We start from the raw sequence: 16,337 nt of genomic DNA on the forward strand, positions 1-16,337 counted from the left end.
CGGGACCGTCCGCGCCCTGGGACGCGGCCACGCCGGCCGGCGCGCCGGTCTCTGTCGACGCGTTCGCATCGGCAGGCGCGGTCGCACCGGCCGGCCCGTCCGTGCCCACCGGCACCTCCGGGCCGTCCGGCACGTCCGCCTTGGGATCCGCCATCGGACCGCTCATCTCCCCGGCGGGGCGATTTCGGTGCGCGGCTCGGCAGCCATGTGCTCGCCGACCCGCTTGACCAGCAGGGCCATCTCGTAGGCGATCTGGCCGATGTCGGCCTCGGCGTCGCTCAGCACGGCCAGACAGCTGCCGTCACCGGCGGCCGTGATGAACAGGAACGCCTCGTCCAGCTCGATCATGGTCTGCCGGACGCCGCCGACCTTGAAGTGCGCGCCGGCCCCCTTGGCCAGGCTGTGGAACCCGGCCGCGACGGCGGCCAGGTGCTCGGCGTCCTCGCGGTCGAGGTCGCGGGAGGCGCCGGTGGCCAGGCCGTCGCTGGAGAGGATCACCGCGTGCCGCAGGGCCGCGACGCGCCCCACGAGGTCGTCCAGGAGCCAGGTGAGGTCCCCGGACGGCTGCGTCGAAGTGGTCATGAATCAGTTCCTTCCGCTGGAGCGGGTGGTGCAGGTGATGCGGGTCGTGCGGGTGGTTCCGGTCGTGTGGGTGGTGCGGGTACGACGGGTGATGCTGACGGTACTGGTGATCTGGGGCCCGGTGTGCGGCGGACCGGCGGACCGGGCTGCTGCCGGCGCGCGAGCGGTGCCCGCCCGGTGTCCGAGGGCGCGGGCAACGCAGCCGGGGCGGGTGCCGGGGCGATCGCCCGGCGGGACATGTCCGGCGGCTGCCAGACCGGGACGACGGTGACGCGACCGCGCGGCGCGCCCTCGCGGGCCTCCGGCTTGCCGTCGCGCCCCTTCGTCGAGCCGTCACGGCCCTCGACGGCGCCGGTGCGGTCCGCCGGGGTGGCGGCACCGCGTCCCCGGGTGTAGCCGCGCTGGAACGAGGTGAAGGTCGCTCGGGCCTCCTCGGGCGAGCGCTCCCGCACCTCCCGGGCGTCCGGGTCGGTACCCGCGCCCCCCGCCGGCCCTTCCCCGCCGCCCGCGCTGCGGAATCGTTCCTTCAGCTGGTCCGCGCGCTGCTCCCTGAGCTGCGGCGCCAGGTTCGCCTGCCGGACCCGGCGCGGCAGTCCGCCCGCCGTCCGGGGCGCGGCGGCCACCGGTGGCGCCGCGGCGGCCTCGACGGTCGCAGCAGTGGTCGCGGTGGTCGCAGCGGCGGTCGCGGTGGTCTCACCGGCCGCACCGGACCCGGTGGCCGCCGCGGCCTCGAAGGCCTCCGCGGCTGCGGCCAGCACCACGTCCTCCCGCCGGTGCCGCCCCGTCCCCGGCGTCTCCCCGGAGTCCGCGCCGGGCGCGGGGACCAGGACCGGCCCGCCCTTGGTCCGCGAGGCCCGACGCGGCAGACCGCCCGCCGTGCGCCCCGCCTCGGGCACGGAGGGCCGGGGCCCGCCCGTCCCCCGGTGCTGGCCGCCGACTCCGTCGCCGGCTGCGGACGAGGAACCGGAGGAGGACGAGGAACCGGAGGAGGACCGGGACGGCCCTCCGGACGAGGATCCGACCGACGCCACGGACCCGACGCCGCCCCGGACACCCGCTCCCGCTCCCGTCCCCGGCACCGCGACCAGGTCCCGCTGCCCGCGCCGGTCGGAGCCCACCGACCGCCGGCCGGCCGCGGTCGGCTCCGGCAGCCCGTCCGGCGCCTCCGCCAGCAGCTCGCGCGGAATCAGCACCACCGCCGTCGTCCCGCCGTACGGGGACGGCCGCAGGTGCACCCGGATGCCGTGCCGCCGGGCCAGCCGGCTGACCACGAACAGGCCCAGCCGGTCGGTGTCGGCGAGGTCGAACTCCTGCTCCACGGAGAGGCGTTCGTTGATCTCGGCGAGCAGTTGCTCGCTCAGCCCGAGCCCGCGGTCGTCGATCTCCAGCGCGAAGCCGTGCGCCACCACCTCACCCTGGACGGTGACCTGGGTGGTCGGCGGGGAGAACACCGCGGCGTTCTCGACGAGCTCGGCGATCAGGTGGGTGACGTCCGCGACGGCGCTGCCGAGCAGGCCGGTGCCGGGGAACGGCCGGACGGCCACCCGGGCGTAGTCCTCGACCTCGCCGACCGCCGCCCGGACCACGTCCACCATCCGGACCGGCTTGCGCCAGGCGCGCCCGGGCGAGCCGCCCGCGAGGATGATCAGACCTTCGGCGTGCCGGCGCATGCGGGTGGTGAGGTGGTCGACCTTGAAGAGGTCCGCCAGCTCCGTCGGGTCCTCGGTGCGGCGCTCCATGGTGTCGAGCAGGGTGAGCTGACGGTGCAGCAGCACCTGGCTGCGCCGGGCCAGGTTGACGAACACGGCCGAGACGCCGCGCCGCAGTTCGGCCTGTTCGACGGCGGCCTCGACGGCGGCCCGCTGGACCGCGTTGAAGGCCTGGCCGACCTGGCCGATCTCGGCGTCACCGAAGTGCAGTTCGGGCGCCTCGGTGGCCACGTCCACCGGCTCGCCGCGGCGCAGCCGCAGCATGACGGAGGGCAGCCGGGAGCCGGCCAGCTCGTTGGCCGCGTTGCGCAGGCCGATCAGCTCGCGGGCCAGGCCACGCCCGATCCGGAACGAGATCAGGATCGACAGCACGACCGCGACCAGGCCGATCGCACCGGCGATGCCGCCGCGCCAGAGCATCCCGATCGCCGCGGACCGCGTGCGGTCGTCGAGCCCGGCGGCGATCCGGCTGTTGATCGAGGCGAGGTCGCCGAGCGCCCGGTCGGCGGTCTCCCGCCAGGAGTCGCCGTTGAGCGCCTGGACGACCCGGTCGGGGCCGCCGGCGCCGACGAAGTCCGCCTCGGCGCGGGCCAGCGCGCCCCAGGCCTCACCGCTGCGCAGCGCGATGTAGTCGGACTGGTCGGCGGGTTCGAGCTCGGCGACGTAGACGGTGTACAGCGCCTGCTGGTTGTGCAGGGCGTCCAGCGCGACCTGGTACTGCTCGGCGGTGGGCTTGGCGGCGCCCGAGCGCAGGCCCTCCATGGCCGCGTCCTCCTGCGACAGGTACTCGCGGGCGCGCACCAGCTCGATCAGGATGGTTCCCTGGCGCGGAAGTTGGCCGGTCTGCCGGGCGACGTAGGCGGACCGGAAGCCGAACACCGGCTTGACCAGGTCGCTGTACTGGCCCAGCGCGAACTCCCAGTTCAGCGCGGTCCGGCCGACCTGGGACCGCAGCGGGCCGATCTGGTCGGCGGCGGCGATGATCTGCACGAAGCGGCCGCGCTGGGAGGTGGAGAGCTTGGCGGCCGAGGCGTCCTTCATCTGCCGCAGCACGGCGAGGCTGTGGTCGGTGACGGTCTCGGCGTGCTCGTAGGCGTCCCTGGCCACGGGCGAGCGCGGGTCGGCCAAGCGCTGGACGGCGGCACGGCGCTCGTTCTGCAGGTCGGTGGCGTACTGGTCGACCGGGCCCGCGAACTCCTTGTACGTACGGCTGATCCTCAACTGGTTCCAGACGTCCCCGGTGGTGGCGATGGTCGCGTACACCCACAGGGCGGTGAGCGCGACGATGGGCACCAGGAGCAGCGCGATGATCTTCGCGCGGATCGAGCTGCTGCGCAGACGCATGGAGTCCTCGGTCGGGAAGTGCCAGGCGCGGACGGGGAGGGTGGGGGTCGTGGAAGCGGTGGCGCGCCGGGAGGGGTGGGGCACGGCGGGGACGGTAAGGAGGGATACGGAGGGGGCTCCCGGCCACGGGTCTGCGCGACTCTACTACGCCCTGACCACTCGTTCGAGGGTCGAACCGATCCACATCTCCGGCTTGCCCCGCACACGTCAGAAACCGGTCGCAATCTCCTCCACTTCGCGCCCGGATCATCCGCAGACGTCCGGTTTTTCGCCCGCTCCGCGCTCCGGCCCTCGCCCGACACCCTCGCCGGACCCTTCCCCGGCCCTTCCTGGGTCTTCCCCAAGTCCGCCTCCGCCTCCCCCGTGGCACGCCCCGACCCCGACCCCGACCCGCCACCGTCACTCCCCCGCTTCCCTCCCGCCCCTCGCCGACGCCGTCCCGCCTCCCCCTGCCTCCCCCGCGCCTCCCCGATCGCGACACCATCCGACCGGACCCGTGCCGATCTCGTCGCGTCACCGTCACAACCCTGGGAAGTGACCGGGCGATCCGATAGTTTCGCTCCACCCGCACAACCGGGCGCCGCCGCCCCGGCGGCCGGAGGGCGGGCCGGCCCGGGCCGGCGGAAGGCGCCGGGGAGACGCGAACTGGGGAGGAACGTGCGCGAGTTCACCACCCCCGCCCCGGCCGTTCCGGAGGCCACCGGAGGACTCGCCGACTCCCTCTACGACACCGCCGAGCGCACCCCCGACCTGGTCCAGCTGTCCTGGCGGACCGCCGACGGCCGGTGGCAGGACGTCACCGCCCGGGAGTTCCGGGACCAGGTGCTCGCCCTCGCGAAGGGCCTGCTCACCCACGGCGTCCGCTACGGCGACCGGGTCGCCCTGATGTCCCGTACCCGCTACGAGTGGACGCTCTTCGACTACGCGCTCTGGTCCATCGGCGCGATCACCGTCCCGGTCTACCCCACCGCCGCCGCCGAGCAGGTGCGCTGGATCCTCGCCGAGACCCAGGCGGTGGCCTGCCTGGTCGAGGACGAGGACGCCGCGATGACCGTCGGCGCGGTCTGCGACGCGCTGCCCGACCTCACCGGCATCTGGCAGCTGGACCGCGACTGCGTCGCCGCGATCACCGAGGACGGCCGGGGCGTACCCGACTCCCTGGTGCACCGCCAGCGCCTCGGCGTCACCGCCGAGAACATCGCCACCGTCGTCTACACCTCGGGCACCACCGGCCGCCCCAAGGGCTGCCTCCTCACCCACGCCAACCTGGCCTCCGAGGCCGACTCACTGCTCGCCGGCTGGGGCGACGTCCTGCGCGACACCGGCGGCAGCCAGCCCGGCACCCTGCTGTTCCTGCCGCTCGCCCACGTCTACGGGCGGGCGGTGCAGATCGCGGCGATCCGCGCCGGCTTCCGGATCGGCCACGTCCCCGAGGTCTCCACCGACGCGCTGCTGCCCGCCCTGGAGACCTTCCGGCCGACCTTCCTGCACGCCGTCCCGTACGTCTTCGAGAAGATCTTCCAGCAGGCCCGGCGCGCCGCCGAGGACTCCGGACGCGGCGAACTCTTCGAGCAGGCCCGGCAGGTGGCCGTCGACTGGGCCGCCGCCCGGGAGCAGAAGGCCTTCGGGCGCGGGCCCGGACCAGGCGCCGCGCTACGGCTGCGCCACCTCGCGTACGAGCGGACCGTCTACCCGAAGCTGCGCGCGGTGCTCGGCGGCCGGGTCCGCAGCGTGATGTGCGGAGGCTCCTCGCTCCGGCGCGAACTGGGCCTGTTCTTCACCGGCGCCGGGCTGCAGCTGTTCGAGGGGTACGGGCTCACCGAGACCTCCGCGGCGATCACGGCCAACCCGACCGGGCGGCAGAAGATCGGCACGGTCGGGCAACCGGTGCCGGGCGCGTCGGTGGCGATCGCCGACGACGGCGAGGTGTGGGTGTGCGGCGGCTCGGTCTTCGGCGGCTACCTCAACCACCCGCGGTGCACCGCCGAGTCGCTGGTCGACGGCTGGTTCGCGACGGGCGACCTGGGCCGGCTGGACGAGGACGGCTACCTCACCATCACCGGCCGCAAGAAGGACCTGATCGTCACCAGCAGCGGCAAGAACCTCGCGCCGTCGGGCCTGGAGGACCGGGTCGCGGCGCACCCGCTGGTCTCCCAGTGCCTGGTGGTGGGCGACGACCGCCCGTACGTGGCCGCACTGATCACGCTCGACCAGCCGGCGCTGTCGCACTGGCTGAAGACCCGCGGACGGGAGCAGCTGGACGCCTGGGCGGTGCTCGCGGACGAGGACCTGCACACCGAGATCCAGCGCGCCGTGGCGGCGGCGAACACGGCGGTCTCCCGGGCCGAGTCGATCCGCGCGTTCCGGCTGCTGCCGCGGGAGTTCAGCCAGGAGCAGGGCCTGCTGACGCCCTCGCTCAAGCTGCGCCGGACGGCCATCGCGGAGTACTACGCGGAGGACATCGAGGAGCTGTACCTCACCTGATCGGCATGCACGGCCGGCGTTCTGAGGGATCGTCTCCTCCGGTGCGGCGCGGGCTCGACGGCCGTCCGGTTCACCTGCCGTTCCCTTGACGGGCCGATTGGTCCAGTCCATTGTTTCTCTTCGGTCCGCGTGCGGCGCACCGCCACCCCCTCTGCTCACACGCCTCCTTCACCCACGCCCTCCGCCCTCCCGTCCCTCCGGGAGCGCCCGGGCCATCACGGTTCCGACCCTGTCACCCGATTCCGCTCACGCCCTCCCCACGGGCGTCACCCCCCACACGCTGGAGTCCTCACGTGTCGATGTCCACGCGCCTGTCCGCACTGGCCGCCTCCGTCGCACTGCTCACCGCCTTCGCCCTCCCGGCGGCCTCCGCCCGCACGGCGCCGTCAGCCGCGAGCACGTCCGCCGTGAGCACGTCCGTCGCCGCGCCCGCCCCGGCGGCCGCGCCACCTGCCGCGACCGTCAACCTTGCGACCGACCCCGGGTTCGAGGTGCCCGCGCCGAGCCTCGCCGACTGGGGCAGCATCCCCGGCTGGACCTGCACCGGCGGTCCGACCGAGGCCGCCCTCACCACCACCGCCCCGCACTCCGGCACCTCCGCCCTGACCGTCACCCCGGCGACCGCCGACTCCACCGGCGAGTGCACCCAGACCGTCGCCGTCCAGCCCGGCACCACCTACACCGCCTCCGCCTGGGTCCGCGGCACCTTCGTCCACCTGAGCGCCACCGGCACCGGCAACGACCTCCCGCCCGCCTGGACGGAGAGCACCGGCGGCGGCTGGCAACGGCTGACCACCCGCTTCACCACCGGCCCCACCGCGCGCACCATCCGGCTGTACGTGCACGGCTGGTACCAGCAGGGCCCGTTCTCGGTCGACGACGTCCGGGTCGACGGCCCCGCGCCCGTCCCGGCAGTGGCAACGGGCTCGATCCCCACCACCGACAAGGTCGTCTTCTTCACCGTGGACGACGGCTGGCAGCGCACCCCGGAGGCGGAACAGTTCATCGCCGACCACCACCTGCCCGTCACCGCCTTCCCGCTGCCGATGCCGGCGGGCACCGACCCGGCCTTCTTCCGGCGGGTCACCGCCGTGCCCGGCTCCTCCGTCCAGGACCACACGGTCTCCCACTCCGACCTCAGCAAGCTCCCCATGGACCAGCAGCAGGTCGAGATCTGCGACGCTCGCGACGCCATGACCCGCCTCTTCGGCACCACACCGGTGGTCGTCCGCCCGCCGTACTTCGCCTCGAACGCCGACACCCTGCAGGCCGCCGCCAACTGCGGCATCCGCACCGTGCTCACCGCCGACGCCGACTTCAGCTGGGGCGCCGCCGACATCTGGCACCCGGGCCCGCTGCAGCCGGGCGACGTCATCATCATGCACTGGACCGACACCCTGGCCACCGACCTACAGCGCGCCCTGGCCGCCGCCGACGCCGCCGGCCTCAGGCCCGCCGGTCTGGTCGACTACCTGCGCTGAGGCCCTGGCACGCCCGTCCGCGACCGCCCCTGCCGGGCGGTCGCCCGGCCGTCCCCGGCGGGCACTCACTCGGCCGTCCCGCTCGGGCAGTCACTCGGCAGCGTGCTGAGCGATCCCGCTCATCGACAGCCCGTCCGCCGCATGGCTCTCATGAGGCGGTGCAGCGCGGCGCCGGCCACAGAGAAGTGGGCCGGCCGGTGGCCGAGCGAGCACCCTTCCGAAGGGACGATGCGCGAGCACCTCGACCCGGAGGAGGCGGAGTTGCTGCCGGTCCTCGTCGGCATCCCCTTCCCGCCGACCGGGCGGATCCAGGTCCTGTCCGGCCGATCTTGGCGTCGCGGGCCCGGCAAGACCGGCCGGACAGGGCGTAGGCCGGTCGGGCGGGCCGGGGACGACCGGGCCCGCCCGACCGGTTGCCGGAAACGGCGTTGCCGCCGCCCCCTCCCCGTGCCTCTGGAGGGGGCGGCGGCACCCGCGGCAGGACGGCGTCGGAGACCGACGCGACCCGTCAGGACTGCGAGAAGACCGGGAGGTAGCCGCCCGCCTGGCCGGAGGCCTTCGGGTGGTAGCTCTCGTCGATCGGCAGGGTGGTGCTGTTCAGCCAGGTGGTGAGGCTGCCGCAGATCTCGTGGCCGGTGAAGATGCTGCGGACGTCGCCGAAGGTGAAGCCGGCGTTGGCGGCGCGCTTGGCGAGGACGCCGTCCAGGGTGTCGGCCGCACCGTTGATGGCGGCGCGCTTGGTGTCGCCGATGCCGAAGACGCAGTCACCGCCGACCTTGTAGATGTGCGGGTAGCCCATGACCACGACGTGGGCGTTCGGCGACTTGGACTTGATGGCGGAGTACACCTGGTCCAGCTGGGCGGGCAGGGTGTTGAGCGCGTAGTTCTTGGCCGTGTTGACGGCGTTGAGGCACGCACTGTCGGAGCCCAGGACACAGGTCTGCATGGTGTCGGCGAAGCCGGCGTCGTTGCCGCCGACCGAGATGCTGACCAGCGTGGTGCCGGAGTCCAGGGCGGAGATCTGGCTGTTCAGGATGTCGCCGGTGCGGGCGCCCGAACAGGCGACGAACTTGAAGGAGGACGGCGAGTGCGCGTTCTTCCACAGGTACGCGTACGCGTTGGTGCTGCGCTTGCAGCTGCCGCTGTCGCTCAGGTAGCTGCCGGCGCCGACACCGGCGGAGTACGAGTCACCGAGGGCCACGTAGTTGACGCCGGCCGCATTGGCGGACGAGGCGGCGAAGAGCGTCGTCATGGTGAGGCCTGCCGCAATCGCGGCGATGGACAGGGCACGGGCGGGGCGGAGCATGACACCTCCAGGGTGGGGGGGAGTGGGGGGTCGTGGCGTGGGTCACAGAAGTGATACCAGGCGGTCGGGGAACCCGGAAGCGCTCATGCCAAGGCAATTGACGAATCGTCTGATAGCAGAGAGGTGAACTGCCGCCGACGGTAAGTGACTTCACACTGGTCAGCGGGGGTGCGCTTTGACGCGCGTAGTACTGCGCGCGTAGACCGGCAACTTGCGGCCGTTAAGGCAGGGGTAAACCTGGAGTCGTTGTCCGACCATCGTTGAGTCAGTTTCGACAGCGGTCGGCCGTCGAGGCGAGGGCGCGGCGACGGGCACGAGGAGACCGCGGCGGGCGCGAAAGGGCCGCCGTGAGCGCGCGCGGGTGCGACCGGACACGGCTGGGCGCCGGCGCGAGCCTCCCCCGGCGCCGAACGCGCGAAATGCCCCGAACCAGCGGAAGGCACGGAACGCACAGAACACACAGAACGCATGGAACGCACGGAACACCGGGAATGCGCGGAACACCCGGAACACCCGGAACACCCGGAACACCCGGGGCACCCCGGGCACCCCGGGCACCCGGAAGACGCAGAGCGCACGGAACACTGAACGCGCGGAGCACGCGGAGGACACGAACCGTCAGGACATCGGCATCACCGAGGACTCGGGAGCGGCCGGTCGCCTCCCGGACCCGGTCCGGTCAGCCCCGCGCGCCCGAGTGACCGCCGCCCGGGTACACGGTGCCCGGCGAGACCGTGCAGCCCTCGACCGGCAGTTCCTCGATCGCCTCGTTCGCGGCGGCGGGCACGCCGAGCCAGCGGACGGCGGTGGCGACCGCCGCCCGGGCCTGGCGCAGCCCTGGCGCGCCCCAGCCCAGCAGCTCGACGGCGAGCCCCGGCGCGACCAGCAGCCGCCGGTAGTGCCGGCCCGAGGCCGGGTCGGCCGCGCTCGGCCCGACCGCCCGCAGCACCGCCGCCATCCGGACGCGCGCGCACTCGTGCCCGCCGTTCGCCGAACCGACCCGGTCGTAGAGGTAGCCGAGGTAGTACGGCCGGCCGATCGCCGCCTGCGCCTCCTCGGCGGCCTCCCTGGCCAGGGCCGCCGCAGGGTCGCCGGCGTCCTCCGGCTCCAGCGAGCCGCCGGGCAGCGAGCAGATCCCGTCCCTGGGGTTCACCAGGGTCAGTACCCGCCCGTCCGGGGCGAACAGCCACCCCCAGGACTGCTTGACCGGCAGCCCGTCCGGCACCTGCTCGCCCGGCCGCCACGGCCAGCCCGCCGTCGGACGCCGCCGTACCTTCCCGAGCAGGTCGGCGATCTCCGCGCTGTACTCGATCGGACTCATGCTCTCGCCTCGCGGCGCTCGGCGGGGCCTTCGACCGGGCCGGTGGAACCGCCGGTCGGCTGGGAGGAGGCGCCGGTCGACCGGGAGGAACCGCCGGTCGCCCACGTGAAGGCGCCGGTCGGTCCGGCGGGGGCATCGGCGGAGAAGCCCGCGCAGGCCTCGACCGTGGCGTCCGCCTGCGCGCACCCCCCGGCACCGGGCTCGCTCCGCTCGCTCATGCGTCCCCCTCTCGCTGTCGGGCTCGCCGGACCGGCGGTGCGCGGAGAGGACCTGCGGGGCGCGGTACGGAGCTGAGCGGCCGGAGCGGCGGCGTGGGGTACCGCGCGCTCCTGCTGTTGATCTTCTCCGAATCTTCCCCGAACAGGCGGTCGATGAACAGTCCCCAGCGCCGCATGGTGGATGCGGAGGCGGTGGACGCCGTGATCATCCCAGCGGCTGCCCCCCTTCCCGGGGCCCCGGGAAGGGGGGCAGCGGAAACCCGGGCCGCGGGTCGACGCCCGGCGGGAACGGCAGCCCGCGCGCGGCGTCGTCGGCGAGCTCGTCGAACACCTCGTGCGCGGTCATCGGCCGCAACCGCCCGTCGACCAGCGCCCACCCGCGCACCGGCGGCCGGACCGACGCGTCCCCGTCCGGACCGCCCTCCGGCCCGCCGAGCTGCGCGCCGGCCCGGCCGCCCGACGACGGATCGCCGTGCAGCAGCAGCGCCCCCGCCCCGCCGGAGGCCACGCCCGCCGCCAGCGTGACGCAGAACGCCTCGGTGTCCCGCCCCGCGGGGTACAGCTGCCCCTCCTCCACGCACACGTCCACCGCCGAGGTGAGCTCCTCGCCGTCCTCGGGACCGTGGCAGCGCAACGTGAGCAGGTGGCAGCCCTCCCCGGCCCCCTCGGCCAGGGCCAGGTAGACCGACGTCACGTACCGCATCACCGCCGCCATCCGGCGCTGCCCGGCCGGGTCGTCCCCGATCGCGTCCAGCAGGGCCACGCAGGCCACGGACATCCGCACCCGCGCCCGGTGGTCGTCCATCAGCACGGGCAGCAGCTCGACCAGCCGCTCCCCCGCGTAGACGAACGGCTCCCCGGCCAACTCGGGATCGCCGGCGTAGGCGACCCGGGCCGCGGGCATCCGCGGGTCGAGGCCGAGCGCCTCGCAGTAGTCCTCGAAGTCGTTCGCCTCCAGGACCCGCAGGTGCACCTCCAGGCCCTGCCGGTGCAGGGCCGTCAGCTGCTCCTCCGCCCGCCGCAGGTACTCCTGGTGGCCGAGCCCGCCGAACAGCCCGTACCGCGCGAGCCCGGCGAAGTCCCCGGCCGCGACGGCCAGCGCCACCGCGACCGGCTGCGGCGGCGCGCCCCGGGCCGGCCCGCCGCGCCGTGCCCGCGCACCACCCCCTCCCGTGCGCCCGCCGGGCGGCCGCCCGCCCCCGGGCGGCGCGGCCCCGCCGGGCCCGCCGCCCGGCGCCCCGCCGACCCCGCTCCCCCGCTTGCCGCCGGCCAGCACCAGCACCCGTCGGCGCCCCCGCGACGTCCGCGCGCCCGCAGCGCACACCACCTCGCGCACCACCCCGCACACCAGCTCCCGCACCGCAGCCATGGCTCCTCCTGCTTCTCGCTCGTCCGACACCCGACGGCGCCGGCCGCCCCGGACGACGGGCCGCCGACGTCGAGGAACATACACAGAGCCACTGACAATGCACCCCGGGTAATCGAACGCCGGGTCGGGAACGCCCCCCGGGCGGCCGGTCGGACGGGTCCCCGGCACGACGGCGGACCGGTCGGCGGCCCTCCGGCCCCCCGGTACGGGTGAGACGCATGCCTCCGCGGATCCGGGCGGGATTGTCAGTGCCGCGCGTTAGGGTCGGGGACCATGCGACTGCTGCATACCTCCGACTGGCACCTCGGGCGTTCGTTCCACCGGGAGAGCCTGCACGACGCCCAACGGGCCTTCCTGGACCACCTGGTGGACGTGGTCCGGGCCGAGCGCGTGGACGCCGTGCTCGTCGCCGGGGACGTGTACGACCGGGCCCTGCCGGGGCTGGAGGCGGTCGCGATGTTCGACGACGTCCTGCACCGGCTGGCGGACCTCGGCGTGCCGACGGTGTTCATCAGCGGCAATCACGACTCGGCCCGCCGCCTCGGGGTCGGGGCGGGCCTGATCGGCCGTGCGGGGATCCACCTGCGGACGGATCCCGGCGAGTGCGCCAGCCCGGTGGTGCTGGCGGACGAGCACGGGCCGGTCGCGGTGTACGGCCTGCCGTACCTGGAGCCGACGCTGGTGCGCGAGCGGTTCGGGCTGTCGAAGGGCGGGCACGCCGCGGTGCTCGGGGCCGCCATGGCGGAGGTCCGGGCCGACCTGGCGGCGCGCCCGGCCGGCACCCGCGCGGTGGTGCTGGCGCACGCCTTCGTCACCGGCGGAGCACCGAGCGACAGCGAGCGGGACATCGCGGTCGGCGGCGTCGCCGCCGTGCCCGCCTCGGTCTTCGACGGGGTGCACTACGTCGCGCTCGGCCACCTGCACGGCTGCCAGACGCTCGCCCCGCACCTGCGCTACAGCGGCTCCCCGCTCGCCTACTCCTTCTCCGAGGTGCGTCAGCGCAAGAGCACGTGGCTGGTCGACCTCGCGGCCGACGGCTCGGTGGCCGCCGAGCGCGTCCCCTGCCCCGAGCCGCGCCCCCTGGCCACCCTGCGCGACACTCTCCAGGCCCTGCTCACCGACGAGGCGTACACCGAGCACGAGCAGTCCTGGGTGCAGGCCACGCTCACCGACGCCGCCCGGCCGGGCGAGCCGATGGAGAAGCTGCGCCGCCGCTTCCCGCACACCCTGCAGCTGCTCTTCGACCCCGAGGAGTCCGACGCGGAGCCCTCCTCGTCGTACGCCGCGCGGGTGAGCGGCCGGGACGACCTGGAGATCGCCGAGGGCTTCCTGCGGCACGTCCGCCCCGGCGCCGAGCCGGAGCCGGACGAGCTCGGCTGGCTGCGCGAGGGCTTCGAGCGCGTCCGGGAGACCACCGACCGGAAGGCGGACCTGCCCCGATGAGGCTGCACCGGCTCACCGTCACCGCCTTCGGCCCGTTCGCGGGCTCCGAGACGGTCGACTTCGACGCGCTCGCCGCCGGCGGGCTGTTCCTGCTGCGCGGCCCGACGGGTGCCGGCAAGAGCAGCGTGCTGGACGCGGTCTGCTTCGCCCTGTACGGGGAGACGCCGGGCGCCCGCCGGGCCGCGCGGCTGCGCAGCGACCACGCCGACCCGGCACGGCTGACCGAGGTCCGGCTGGAGCTGACCCTCGGCGGGCGGCGGCTGCAGATCACCCGCCTGCCGGAGCAGCGCCGGCCGAAGAAGGTGGGCAGCGGGACGACGGTCGAGCGGGCGCAGACCCTGCTGCGCGAATGGGTCGCCGACTCCGGCGACGGCTCGCCGGGCTGGCGGGGGCTCAGCAAGTCGCACCAGGAGGTCGGAGAGGAGGTCCTCCGGCTGATCGGCATGAACCGGGAGCAGTTCTGCCAGGTGGTGCTGCTGCCGCAGGGCGACTTCGCCCGCTTCCTCAAGGCCGACTCGGAGGAGCGCGGCAAGCTGCTGCGGCGGCTGTTCGACACCGAGCGGTACCGGCTCGTCGAGGACTGGCTGGCCGAGCAGCGGCGCACCCAGGAGGCTGCGGTCCAGGCGGGTCGGCGCCGACTGCGCGACCTCGCCAGCAAGGCCGAGCAGGCGGCCGGCCCGGACGCCGAGCCCGCCGAGGGCTGGGTCCCGGCCGAGGACGCCTCCGCCGGGCTGACCGCCGGGGTGCTCGGCTGGGCCGCGGTCCTGCGCAGCGGCGCGGCCGAGCAGCTCGCCGTCGCGGAGTCGGCGCTCGCGGGCGCCGGGGACGCGCACGGTGCGTCCCAGCGGCACCGCGAGGAGGCCGAGGAGCTGGCCGGGCGGCAGCGCCGGTACCGCGCGGCGCTGGCCGAGGCCGAGCGGCTGGCCGGTTTCGAGCCCGCCGCGGCGCGGGACCGGCAGCGGCTGGCCGCCGCGCAGGGGGCCGTCGGGGTGGAGTCCGCGCTGCGGCTGCGGGAGGGCGCGACCGAGGCACTCCGGCGCGCGCGGACGGCGGAGCTCCGGCACCGCGAGGCGTTGGCCGCCGCGCCGGGCGAGGAGGGCCGGCGGCTCCACGGGGCCGACGCGGCCGAGCTGGCCGAGGCCGAGCTGCGGCTGCGGGCCGAGGTGGTCCGGCTGGAGGCGGCCCGCACGGAGGAGCGGAGCTGCGCCGAACTCGCCCGGGAGCAGCGCTCCCTGACGGCGGACCGGACCTCCGCCGAGGCGCTGGCCGAGGAGGCCGAGGACTGGCTGGCCGAGTTCGAGGGCGAGCTGCACCGCCTGGAGGAGGAACATTCCCGGGCCCGGGCCGCGACCGCCAGGGTCGAGCAACTGGACGGTCAGCGCGCCGAGTTGACCACCCGCCTGGACGCGGCGCGGGAGCGCGACGGCCTGCGCGCCGAGATCGCGGCGGCCGAACCGCGGGTCGTCGGACTGCGCGCCGCCGCGCTGGACGCCCGCGAGCACGGGCTGGACCTGCGGGACCGGCGGCTGGCAGGCATGGCCGCCGAACTGGCCGAACAGCTGCTGACCGGCGAGGCCTGCCGGGTCTGCGGCTCGCCCGAGCACCCGGCCCCCGCCGAGGCGGCGCCCGGCAGCCGGGTCGGCGCCGAGGACGAGGAGCGGGCCCGCCGCGCCCAGGCCGTCGCCGACCAGGCCTGGACGGAGGCCGACCAGGCGCTCACCGCCCTGCGGGTGCGCGAGGCCGCGGCCGCCGGCGCGGCCGGGCCGGACGGCGCCGAGGCGCTCGCACGGGCCCTCACCGAGCTGGAGCACGAGCACCGCGGGGCCCGGCACACGGCGGAGGCGCTCGGCCGGGTCGAGCAGGAGATCGCCCGGCTGTCGCGGGACCGCACCCGCCGGGGCGACGAACTGCACGAGGCCAGGGAGCGCGCCGCCGTCCTCACCGACCGGCTGCTGAAGCTCGGCACCGAGCAGGAGGCACTGACCGCCCGGGTGGCGGCCGCCCGGGGCGAGGCGGCCTCGGTCGCCGAGCGGGCCGCGGCCCTCACCCGGCTCGCCGAGCAGGTCGCCGCCGCGGCGACGGCCGCACGGGCCCACACCGAGGCGGCGGGCCGACTCGACGAAGCCGAGGGCGAACTGGGCAGGACCGCCGCCGCGGCGGGTTTCCCGGACGCCGCGGCCGCGCTGGCGGTGCTGCTGCCGCGCGAGGAACGCGACCGGCTGGAGGACCGGCTGGAGCGGCACCGCGCCGAGACCGCCGCCGTCCGGCACGAACTGGACCTCCCGGAGCTGGCCGAGGCCGCGACCCGTCCGCCGGTCGACCTGCCCGCCGCCGGGGCCGCGCTCCGCGCCGCGACCGACCGGCTCGGACAGGCGCACGCCGCTCAGGCCGCGGCCCGCGAACGCTGCGGTGCACTGGCCGAGATCGGGCGGCAGCTGGCCGGGCTCGCCGCCGAGCTGGCCCCGGCGCTGGACCGGTACGGGCGGATCAACCGGCTCGCCACGCTGGCCGCCGGCACCTCCGCCGAGAACCGGCTGCGGATGCGCCTGGAGTCGTACGTGCTGGCGGCCCGGCTGGAGCAGGTCGCGGCGGCGGCCAGCGACCGGCTGGTCCGGATGTCCGGCGGGCGCTACACCCTGGTGCACAGCGACGACCGGGGCACCGGCACCAGGCGCTCGGGCCTGGCCCTGCGGGTGGTGGACGCCTGGACGGGCACCGAGCGGGACACCGCGACCCTGTCCGGCGGCGAGAGCTTCTTCGCCTCGCTCTCCCTCGCCCTGGGCCTGGCCGACGTGGTGACCGACGAGGCGGGCGGCATGCCGCTGGACACCCTGTTCATCGACGAGGGCTTCGGCACGCTCGACGAGCAGTCGCTGGAGGAGGTGATGGACGTCCTCGACGGCCTGCGCGAACGGGACCGCGCGGTCGGCATCGTCAGCCACGTCGCCGATCTGCGCAGCCGCATCCCGGCCCAGCTGCTGGTCCGCAAGGGGCGGCGCGGCTCGACGCTGGCGCTGGCCGGGCGGGAGGACGCGTAACGCGCGTGCCTCGACCGGGGGCGGCTCGACCACGGGCGGCCC

Annotated in this window: 10 protein-coding genes; 4 read left to right on the forward strand and 6 right to left on the reverse strand. The window is 75.4% G+C overall.

Annotated elements, in window-relative coordinates; all coding sequences use genetic code 11:
* Positions 1 to 162: 162 nt before the first annotated feature.
* Together AB0D10_RS03200 and AB0D10_RS03205 are read right to left on the reverse strand one after the other, a co-directional pair.
* Positions 163 to 582 (reverse strand): roadblock/LC7 domain-containing protein, encoded by a 420-nt coding sequence (locus AB0D10_RS03200; protein WP_360250324.1) that lies wholly within the window; start codon positions 580 to 582, stop codon positions 163 to 165.
* Positions 579 to 3,719 carry a nitrate- and nitrite sensing domain-containing protein gene (locus tag AB0D10_RS03205; protein WP_360250327.1) on the reverse strand — a complete coding sequence of 1,047 codons (3,141 nt, stop codon included), beginning with the start codon at positions 3,717 to 3,719 and terminating at the stop codon, positions 579 to 581. Before AB0D10_RS03205 ends, AB0D10_RS03200 begins: the two co-directional genes overlap by 4 nt.
* Before the next feature lie 573 nt (positions 3,720 to 4,292).
* Here AB0D10_RS03205 and AB0D10_RS03210 point away from each other — a divergent pair.
* Both AB0D10_RS03210 and AB0D10_RS03215 read left to right on the forward strand, forming a co-directional pair.
* Positions 4,293 to 6,119, forward strand: coding sequence for an AMP-dependent synthetase/ligase (locus AB0D10_RS03210; RefSeq protein WP_360250330.1), 1,827 nt, complete (start codon positions 4,293 to 4,295; stop codon positions 6,117 to 6,119).
* A 299-nt stretch (positions 6,120 to 6,418) separates the two neighbouring features.
* Positions 6,419 to 7,600: a polysaccharide deacetylase family protein gene (locus AB0D10_RS03215; protein WP_360250671.1), complete on the forward strand. Its 1,182-nt coding sequence runs from the start codon at positions 6,419 to 6,421 to the stop codon at positions 7,598 to 7,600.
* A gap of 508 nt (positions 7,601 to 8,108) precedes the next feature.
* On the opposite strand, the gene AB0D10_RS03220 is transcribed toward AB0D10_RS03215, so the two are convergent.
* The 4 genes from AB0D10_RS03220 to AB0D10_RS03235 form a co-directional block, all read right to left on the reverse strand.
* A complete protein-coding gene (locus tag AB0D10_RS03220) occupies positions 8,109 to 8,906 on the reverse strand; it encodes an SGNH/GDSL hydrolase family protein (RefSeq protein WP_360250333.1) in 798 nt (265 codons plus the stop codon).
* A gap of 679 nt (positions 8,907 to 9,585) precedes the next feature.
* Complete coding sequence (locus AB0D10_RS03225) at positions 9,586 to 10,227, reverse strand: hypothetical protein (protein WP_360250336.1); 642 nt, start codon at positions 10,225 to 10,227, stop codon at positions 9,586 to 9,588.
* On the reverse strand, positions 10,224 to 10,445 hold the full coding sequence (locus tag AB0D10_RS03230) for a hypothetical protein (RefSeq protein WP_360250339.1): 222 nt from the start codon (positions 10,443 to 10,445) through the stop codon (positions 10,224 to 10,226). Before AB0D10_RS03230 ends, AB0D10_RS03225 begins: the two co-directional genes overlap by 4 nt.
* Positions 10,446 to 10,650: 205 nt before the next feature.
* Positions 10,651 to 11,814 carry a hypothetical protein gene (locus AB0D10_RS03235; protein WP_360250342.1) on the reverse strand — a complete coding sequence of 388 codons (1,164 nt, stop codon included), beginning with the start codon at positions 11,812 to 11,814 and terminating at the stop codon, positions 10,651 to 10,653.
* Positions 11,815 to 12,087: 273 nt separating this feature from the next.
* Between AB0D10_RS03235 and AB0D10_RS03240 the strand changes: the two genes are divergently transcribed.
* A complete protein-coding gene (locus tag AB0D10_RS03240; RefSeq protein ID WP_360250345.1) occupies positions 12,088 to 13,257 on the forward strand; it encodes an exonuclease SbcCD subunit D in 1,170 nt (389 codons plus the stop codon).
* The gene (locus AB0D10_RS03245) at positions 13,254 to 16,295 is read left to right on the forward strand and encodes an SMC family ATPase (RefSeq protein WP_360250348.1); all 3,042 of its coding nucleotides are present in this window, start codon (positions 13,254 to 13,256) and stop codon (positions 16,293 to 16,295) included. The genes AB0D10_RS03240 and AB0D10_RS03245 overlap by 4 nt, the downstream gene beginning before the upstream one ends.
* The last annotated feature ends 42 nt before the right edge of the window (positions 16,296 to 16,337 follow it).

Source organism: Kitasatospora sp. NPDC048545 (assembly GCF_040651155.1).
Classification (GTDB): Bacteria; Actinomycetota; Actinomycetes; order Streptomycetales; family Streptomycetaceae; genus Kitasatospora.

Bases quoted from the DNA above. Each gene is read 5' to 3' on its own strand.
- AB0D10_RS03200 (WP_360250324.1), bottom strand. From the start codon at position 582: ATGACCACTTCGACGCAGCCGTCCGGGGACCTCACCTGGCTCCTGGAC.
- AB0D10_RS03215 (WP_360250671.1), top strand. From the start codon at position 6,419: ATGTCCACGCGCCTGTCCGCACTGGCCGCCTCCGTCGCACTGCTCACC.
- AB0D10_RS03220 (WP_360250333.1), bottom strand. From the start codon at position 8,906: ATGCTCCGCCCCGCCCGTGCCCTGTCCATCGCCGCGATTGCGGCAGGC.
- AB0D10_RS03225 (WP_360250336.1), bottom strand. From the start codon at position 10,227: ATGAGTCCGATCGAGTACAGCGCGGAGATCGCCGACCTGCTCGGGAAG.
- AB0D10_RS03230 (WP_360250339.1), bottom strand. From the start codon at position 10,445: ATGAGCGAGCGGAGCGAGCCCGGTGCCGGGGGGTGCGCGCAGGCGGAC.
- AB0D10_RS03235 (WP_360250342.1), bottom strand. From the start codon at position 11,814: ATGGCTGCGGTGCGGGAGCTGGTGTGCGGGGTGGTGCGCGAGGTGGTG.
- AB0D10_RS03240 (WP_360250345.1), top strand. From the start codon at position 12,088: ATGCGACTGCTGCATACCTCCGACTGGCACCTCGGGCGTTCGTTCCAC.
- AB0D10_RS03245 (WP_360250348.1), top strand. From the start codon at position 13,254: ATGAGGCTGCACCGGCTCACCGTCACCGCCTTCGGCCCGTTCGCGGGC.